Origin of the sequence: Devosia sp. ZW T5_3, from assembly GCF_044987315.1 — a bacterium.
Taxonomy (GTDB): domain Bacteria; phylum Pseudomonadota; class Alphaproteobacteria; order Rhizobiales; family Devosiaceae; genus Devosia.
Map to the genome: position 1 here is coordinate 1 of NZ_JBJDRE010000033.1, position 6,955 is coordinate 6,955.

Sequence of the window (6,955 nt, forward strand, 5' to 3'; positions counted from 1 at the left end):
ACTTCTCCCCGCCCACACCCCCGCTGCTATCCTCACCGGTTTCACCTCTGGGGGAACAGCATGTCCACCAAGCCTCATCTCAGCCAGCGCGCCATTGTCGCCTATAATCGGCTGAGCCGCGAAGTCGCGGCGCTCAACTATCTCGTCAGGGTGGCAAAGCCATCCGGCACGCTGGGAGAAACCGGGCGAACCTGCCTCGACCGCGCCCTGCGCATCGCCAATCGGCTCTATCGCCGCGAGCCCGGAATGCCGTCTTTCGGTCGGATCGACACCAGAGAACCGCTGACCCCGGCCGACCTGGCCCTGATGGTCGCGCGCCTGAGCGTCGCCGGCACGGTCTTTGAGGAACGCTATGCCCATCTCACCGCGCCCGGCCTCGCGGCGCAGGCGACCCGCCTCTCTGCCGATGGCCTGCCCTCGCCGCACGCCTGAGCGAAAAACTTATCCCCGCCCCGTTGGGCGCATGTCACTATCTCCCCATCCCGCCAGTCACCGGTCCCCACGCAGGACCGGGCGGGGTGGCCGTGGGAGAGGGGCGCTTCTCCAGTGGGGTTGGAAACTCGGCAGCCGGACCTGCAAGAATGGTACCGCCTGAACCGGACCCTGCACAAAAGCGGATCGTGACGGGCGGCCTTTGGCTCCCCTAGACTAAACTGGTCGAGTCAAAGGCCGCCCGTTACCGTGTCTCCGCAGGCGCCCCGCGCCGTGCGGCGCTTCATCATGTCTGCGGCAAGCGCTTGAAACTCGCCGCACTCTGGCGCATTTCATTCAGTGACTAAAAGAACGGGAGACCCGATCATGCGCGCCCTGCCCTTAGCGGCCCTCGCCGCCCTGCTGCTCGCCACCCCGGCCCTGGCCGAGCCGCTGGCCCGCGTCAAGGGCGGCAATATCGATGTGCGCACCGGCCCCGGCACCCGCTATGACATTATCGGCAAGCTGGCTGATGGCGCCCAGGTGCCGCTCGACGAATGCACCCGCGACGGCCGCTGGTGCCGGGTCAGCGGCTCCGGCTGGGTGCGGGCGAGCTATCTCGTCGGCTGGTCCGCCAAGATGCGCGTCACCCAGCCCGATTTCATCGGCGGCGGCCCCTGGTTCACCTTCAACGACAGCGACGACGAGGACCGGGGGATTTTGGACTAAAGCCAGCCGCTGAGCTCGCGCCGCACCATGGCTTCGATCATGTCCATGCCATCCGGGCTGTCATTGAGACACGGAATATAGGCGAATTGCTCGCCCCCGGCCTGCATGAAGGTTTCCTTGCCCTGCATGGCGATCTCTTCCAGCGTCTCGATACAATCCGCCGAAAAGGCCGGTGCCAGGACCGCGACTTTCTTGATCCCCTTGCCCGGCAGCGCTTCCAGCGTCACATCGGTATAGGGCTCAAGCCACTTGGTCGGCCCGAAGCGGGATTGGAACGTCACCATGATCCGGCTTTCGTCCCAGCCCAGATGCTCGCGCACCAGCCGCGTCGTCTTGAGACACTGGCAATGATAGGGGTCGCCGCGCTCCAGATATTCTACCGGCATGCCGTGATAGCTGGTGATCACCAGATCGGGCACGAAATCCAGCGCCGCCACGCCATCGCGGATCGATTTGGCCAGCACCTCGACATATTTCGGGTCATCGAAATAGGCCGGCGCCGTCCGCACCGCCGGCTGCCAGCGCATCTGGCCAAGCGCCTCAAACGCCTTGTCATTGGCGGTCGCCGTCGTCGTCGCCGAATATTGCGGATAAAGCGGCACCAGCAAAATCTTCTGGCAACCCGCCTGCTGCAGCTTGTCCAGCACGCTTTTGGTCGATGGATTGCCATAGCGCATGGCAAATTCCACCATCACATTGCTCTCGCCCGCCAGCCGCTGCGCCAGCGCCTCGGTCTGGTTGCGGGTAATCACCCGCAGCGGGCTCTCGTTCTTGTCCTTGTCCCAGATCTGGGCATAGGCATGTCCGCTTTTCTTGGGCCGGAAGCTCAGGATCACCAGATTAAGAATCGGCCACCACAGCCATTTCGGCGTCTCGATGACGCGCGGATCGCTCAGGAATTCCTTGAGGTAGCGGCGCACGCTCCAGTAATCCGTCGCATCGGGCGTGCCCAGATTGAGCAGCACCACGCCGATTTTCGGCGTCTGCACAGGCGGATGATCGGCAGGAAGAATTTGGGACATGAAATGGAGCTGTTTGGAAGAATTCTAACGTTGGCCGCACCATAGCGGCTCGCGCCATAACCGCAAGGCGGCGATGGGTCGCGCTTTTGCCGCAGTCCCTCCTACAGACTCGCGATCAACAGCAACACCCCAAATACCAACACCAGCACGGCGCCCGCCAGTTCCGCCCACCACAGCACAGCGGTGGTCACCGGATTATCGACGCCCCCGATCCGCCGCGCCAATCCCTTGGCCGTCACCGCCAAAGTCGCCAAAGCCGCCACGGTGATCGCCGTCCCCGCCCCCATCAGGAACACGGCGACAATCCCTGCCGCCAGTAGGCCCTGCGACAGCGCAAACACCAGCACCACCAGCGCGCCCGAACAGGGCCGCAGCCCCACCGCCAGCACCACGCCCAATTGCTCCCGCCAGCTGCCGCTCGCCGCTTCCGGCGTCACGATATGCTGGTGGCCGTGATGATCATGGTCATCGTGCTCGTGATGGCCGTGGTCGTGGTCATGATCGTGACCATGGTGGTCATGCCCATGATGCTCATCCTCATGCAAATGCGCATGCGCCTTCTGCGCCATGTCATCGGCATGGTGATGATGGTGTGAATGCCCCCAGCCAAACAGCTTGCGCGCAATCAGCCACACGCCCAGCAACGCCACCATGCCGTAGGAGGCAATGCCGATCCAGTTCGCCGCATCGCCCATGGCAATGCTGGTCATGCCCAAAATCCCGGCGGCAACCAGCACGAACAGCACCGCCACCAGCGACTGGATCATCGCCGAGATGACGCTGAGGATCACCCCGCGCCGCACCTGCGTTTCATTGGCCAGCACATAGGACGAGATGACAACCTTGCCATGTCCCGGCCCGGCCGCGTGGAACACGCCATAGAGAAAGCTCAACCCGCCCAGCAGCCAGAACGCCGTCCAGTCCGTGCGCAGCGCGCCCAGCGAGGCGTTCATCGCGCTATAGAAATTGCGCTGCTGCTCCTGCAGCCAGCCAAAAAATCCGGTGCGCGGCAGGTTCAAACCCGGCTCCGGCGGCGGCCCGCCAAAGGGGATCGACGGCTTGACCACCGCCACGCCATTGATCGCATCCAGCGCCGTCGAGGGCGCGGCAGCCGGCGCATCGCCACAGGTGATCACGATCATCCCCTGCGTGCCCCGCATCGCTGCGGCCAGATCCGGCGGCAATTCCGTCACGTCCGGCCCCAGCGCATAAAGCCGGCTCTGCACCCCGGGGTCCATCTCCTTGGGCGGATCGAGCGTCACCGCGCAACTGCCCGGCGCATTCTCCAGCGTCACATCGCTTTTGTCGGCAAAGGTGATGGCCACATAATAATCGGGGTCATAGACCCCCAGCTCGAACCGCTGCCCTACTGGATGCGGCCGCTCGGTTTTGAGCGAATAGCTCAGCGTCACCCGCCCATTCTCATAGACCATGTGCTGGTCGCCCAGGGCCTCGAATTTCAGCAGTGAATCCTGCGAGCCGGCAAAGGTGTAGAATTCGAACTCGCCCAGCCCCTGCACATTCTCATCCGCCAGGCTCTGCAATTCCTCGGGGCTGGTGATCCGATCGCCATTGGTATCGAGCCCCTGGATAACCCAGGACGAAAACGCCTCGTCAAAGGTCCAGTCATGCTTGAGCCCCACGACGGCGCCGCTATCGTCGAACTGCACGCTCACCTTGGCATCGATGAAAATATGCGGATGCGCCCATGCCGGCGACACCAGGGCCAGCAGACCAGCCAAAACCACCGCCAGCAGGCGGGCCAAATTCCAAACGCTCACGCCGCGCCCCTAACTGATCGGATGCTTCTGGAACCACTCGACCAGATGGTCGATCAGCGCCCGCACCTTGCCCGCCAGATGCCGGCGATGCGGATACACCGCCTGCAGCGTCTGGCCGGTTTGCAGATAGCGGGTCAGCACGGGAACGAGCTCACCTTTGGCCACTGCCGGATCAGCGAGGTAGGATGGCAATGCGGCAAAGCCGAGACCGAGAACCGCCGCCTGCCGCGCCGCTAACGGAGAATTGACCCGCACTGGTCCACTCACCGGAATCGAGATGGTTTTGCCCTCCTCATCGATGAACCGCCAGTTCGATTGTCCCTGCAGATTGGTGTCGACAATGCAGGGCATGGTGCGCAAGGCATCGGGGTGCTCGGGCGTCCCCAGCGTCTTGAGCAGCGATGGCGCCCCCCCGATCACGATATGCATATCGGCAATCTTGCGGGCGATCAGCGAGGAATCCTGCAGCGTGGAAATCCGCAGCGCCACATCGATCCCCTCATCGACCAGATCGACATAGCGATCCTCCAGCCGCAGATCGAGTGTCACCTTGGGATACTTGGCCAGATACGCAAAAATCGCCGGCGCCAGCGTGTCCTCGCCAAAATTGCGTGGCGCCGACACCCGCAACAGCCCACGCGGCTCGGCCGTCTGGTCAGTGATCGTCGCGTCGAGGTCATCCAGTTGCTGCAGCAGCGCGCTGGCCTCGCGATAATAGGCTTCCCCCGCCTCGGTCAGGCTCAGCTTGCGCGTCGTGCGATTCATCAGCCGCACGCCCAGATAATCCTCGAGATCGGTCACATATTTGCTGAGCAGCGCCTTGGAGCGCCCATGCTGGCGCGCCGCGGAGGAAAAGCCACCGGAATCGAACACCTGCACAAAGGCACGAATACGGGCGAGGTCCTGTGTCATATTCTACTCCAACCTGCCCAGATCAAACGCCGCCACCTCATCCACCAATTGCGCAAAGCCCCGCAGCGCATGCTCGGCGCTTGCCGCGCCCTTTTCTGCACTCGCCAACAGGGCATTGCCCGCCGCCCCCTGCGGATTGAGGTCGCGGCTGAGCCAACCCGGTCGCGTCCGCCCATGCGTCTTGAGCCAACGCGTTTCCGCATCCCAGCGCGACGCCGCCGAATCAAAATCCGCCAGCTGCTGCTGTCGCACCGCATCGGGCCAATAATGCAGCATCAAGGACGTCTCGATATCCCCGCCATGAATGCCATAAGCCAGTTCGTTTTCGGCAAACAGCCCCTCGGGCTGGCCAAATCGCAGCCAGGCCGCGCTCACCGCCAGCATATCCCGCTGCGCCCGCAGCCGCGTCGCCAATAGCGCCACAACTTCGGAATTGCCGCCATGGCTCGACACCACGATCAACTTGCGCACGCCCGCCTCGACCGCCGCGCCAACCACATCGCTCCACGCCGCCAGCAGCGTTTCCGCGCCATGAGTAAACACCCCGGCAAAGCCCGAATGCTCAAGACTATGCCCAATGGTCTGCAGCGGCAGCACCAGCAATTCGCGCTCGGGGCTCACATAATCGGCCAGCCGGCCCAGATGCCCCCGCGCAATATCGCAATCGGTCGACAGCGGCAGATGCGGCCCATGCGGCTCGATGGCGGCCACCGGCAGCACGGCAATGGTGTGCGGTCCGGCAAAGCGGGCAAATTCCGGTGCGGTCAGCTGTTCGGCAAAATGGGTGGCCAAGCTGCGCTCCGTTCAATTTAATAGGGGCAATCAACGCATAACTCATCTGCGCCCAGTGAACAATAACGGGCCTTGGTCGTTACCCGATTAACGATAGGATGGAATGGCTGATCGACGTGCCCAAGGAGTTCGGACTATTTTCCCACTTATGTCCAAACCCTCGTCCCGCTCCACGCTCTACCGGCTGATCGAAGCCGGCCAGCTCGCCCACAAGGCCCTGCTGCTGCCGCTGCTCGAACGCGGGCTCGAGCCCGGCGACGATGCGGTCCTGTTTGAACTCGGCCGCTCCGGCGCCACCGAGGCCGACCTCGCCAACCAATTGGGCCTCCCGGTCGAGCACCTGCAGATCCGCCTCGCCCGCCTCATCGAGCGCGAATTGGTCACCCGCCAGGCCGTCGGCCCCGAACTGGCCCCCGGAATCGCCCTCACCACCCGCGGCATCCGCATCCGCAATGGCCTGGCCGACCACTGGGCGCAACTCGAAGAAGCGCTACTCGGCGAGCTGAAACCCAGGCCCCGCAAGAAACTGGCCTCAACCCTCAAGCGCTTCGTGGACTTGCTGAAGCTTTGACTCTGACTTCACGCTCCAACCCCACCCACGGTGTCATTCCGGCGCAGGCCGGAATCCATGTCCGTGGCGCGCCGCAAACATCCAGCGCCGGGATGGCCCACAGCATGGATTCCGGCCTGCGCCGGAATGACACCGCGATTGATTGCAAGATCAGGCACTATCTTACCCACCCACCGCATCTCCCTCGGGCTCGACCCGAGGGCCGCTCACCTCCGCACCGACCATTGTGCGAACCCCAACGGCCCTCGGGTCAGGCCCGAGGGAAACGCGGTGGTTAGGAAAGCCCGGCTCAAAGGCCCCAAAACCCCCGCCCAACATGACCAACCCATTCAGCTCCAGTTCATCGCCAATAGTGTTTTATGCACTCACAGGCACAGAGGTGCTTAACAGGGAAAGGAGTTCAACAATGGCTTTGAGAACCAAACTCATCGCTGGCGGACTGGCGGCTTTTGCAGTGCTTGCAACCGCTACGGCCGCCATGGCTGCCCCGGCCTATGTCACCAGCAATGTCAATGTGCGGTCCGGCCCCGGCACCGGCTATGGCGTGGTCGATACACTGCGCCGTGGCGAACAGGTTGACGTGCAACAGTGCCGCGGCAGCTGGTGCTATGTCGAGAAGCGCGGCCCCGATGGCTGGGTTTCCGCCAATTATCTGAGCGCCGGCGGCAATGGCGGCGGTTGGGACAATGGCTGGAACCGTCCGCCTCCGCCCCCGCCGACCTGGAACCCGCGTCCCC

Annotated in this window: 8 protein-coding genes; 4 read left to right on the plus strand and 4 right to left on the minus strand. The window is 63.5% G+C overall.

Annotated features, from left to right (window positions below; translation table 11 throughout):
• The first annotated feature begins 60 nt into the window (after positions 1-60).
• Positions 61-432: a hypothetical protein gene (locus ACI3KW_RS22955; protein WP_404850017.1), complete on the plus strand. Its 372-nt coding sequence runs from the start codon at positions 61-63 to the stop codon at positions 430-432.
• A 366-nt stretch (positions 433-798) separates the two neighbouring features.
• On the plus strand, positions 799-1,140 hold the full coding sequence (locus tag ACI3KW_RS22960; protein WP_404850018.1) for an SH3 domain-containing protein: 342 nt from the start codon (positions 799-801) through the stop codon (positions 1,138-1,140).
• On the opposite strand, the gene hemH is transcribed toward ACI3KW_RS22960, so the two are convergent.
• The 4 genes from hemH to ACI3KW_RS22980 all read right to left on the minus strand — a co-directional run bounded on the left by hemH (position 1,137) and on the right by ACI3KW_RS22980 (position 5,647).
• Positions 1,137-2,162: a ferrochelatase gene (hemH, locus tag ACI3KW_RS22965; RefSeq protein ID WP_404850019.1), complete on the minus strand. Its 1,026-nt coding sequence runs from the start codon at positions 2,160-2,162 to the stop codon at positions 1,137-1,139. The two genes, ACI3KW_RS22960 and hemH, sit on opposite strands and share 4 nt — an antisense overlap.
• 101 nt (positions 2,163-2,263) lie before the next feature.
• Complete coding sequence (locus ACI3KW_RS22970) at positions 2,264-3,943, minus strand: DUF1007 family protein (protein ID WP_404850020.1); 1,680 nt, start codon at positions 3,941-3,943, stop codon at positions 2,264-2,266.
• 9 nt (positions 3,944-3,952) lie between these two features.
• On the minus strand, positions 3,953-4,855 hold the full coding sequence (locus tag ACI3KW_RS22975; protein WP_113123977.1) for a LysR family transcriptional regulator: 903 nt from the start codon (positions 4,853-4,855) through the stop codon (positions 3,953-3,955).
• Positions 4,856-4,858: 3 nt separating this feature from the next.
• Positions 4,859-5,647 carry a creatininase family protein gene (locus ACI3KW_RS22980; RefSeq protein ID WP_404850021.1) on the minus strand — a complete coding sequence of 263 codons (789 nt, stop codon included), beginning with the start codon at positions 5,645-5,647 and terminating at the stop codon, positions 4,859-4,861.
• A gap of 148 nt (positions 5,648-5,795) precedes the next feature.
• On the opposite strand from ACI3KW_RS22980, the gene ACI3KW_RS22985 reads away from it, so the two are divergent.
• Both ACI3KW_RS22985 and ACI3KW_RS22990 read left to right on the plus strand, forming a co-directional pair.
• Positions 5,796-6,218 carry a hypothetical protein gene (locus ACI3KW_RS22985; protein WP_404850022.1) on the plus strand — a complete coding sequence of 141 codons (423 nt, stop codon included), beginning with the start codon at positions 5,796-5,798 and terminating at the stop codon, positions 6,216-6,218.
• A 406-nt stretch (positions 6,219-6,624) separates the two neighbouring features.
• The coding region (locus ACI3KW_RS22990; RefSeq protein WP_404850023.1) for an SH3 domain-containing protein at positions 6,625-6,955 on the plus strand (331 nt) is incomplete at its 3' end.